Annotated in this window: 1 protein-coding gene; it reads right to left on the bottom strand. The window is 49.8% G+C overall.

The annotated features are described in order from the left end of the window. Positions 1–10: 10 nt before the first annotated feature. On the bottom strand, positions 11–237 hold a 227-nt coding region (locus R0J92_RS26480), incomplete at its 5' end, for a hypothetical protein (RefSeq protein ID WP_411053875.1).

The raw sequence follows: 237 nt of genomic DNA, 5'->3' as shown, positions 1-237 counted from the left end.
GGCAAATAGCTCATAGGCTTTGGGGAGATGAACGTTTGGCGAGAAGAGCCGAAGCCTTTGTCACGGTCAATGTACAGGGTTTGCCCAGAATACAGGGTGGTATGAACTTAGTGGCGCCTACAGCAAGTCCGTTGAGCATCGTAGGTAGATTGGCAGGATATGGATACACACCTATCCAACCGAGGACTATGCCATGAAGTACCATCTCGGCTTTTGGCATCATCTCGAAAAGGACCA

The sequence above is a fragment of the Tritonibacter sp. SIMBA_163 genome (assembly GCF_046535935.1).
GTDB lineage: Bacteria > Pseudomonadota > Alphaproteobacteria > Rhodobacterales > Rhodobacteraceae > Epibacterium > Epibacterium scottomollicae.
The sequence above is the reverse complement of the archived record's forward strand: the minus strand, read 5'-3'. Positions and strand labels throughout refer to the sequence as shown.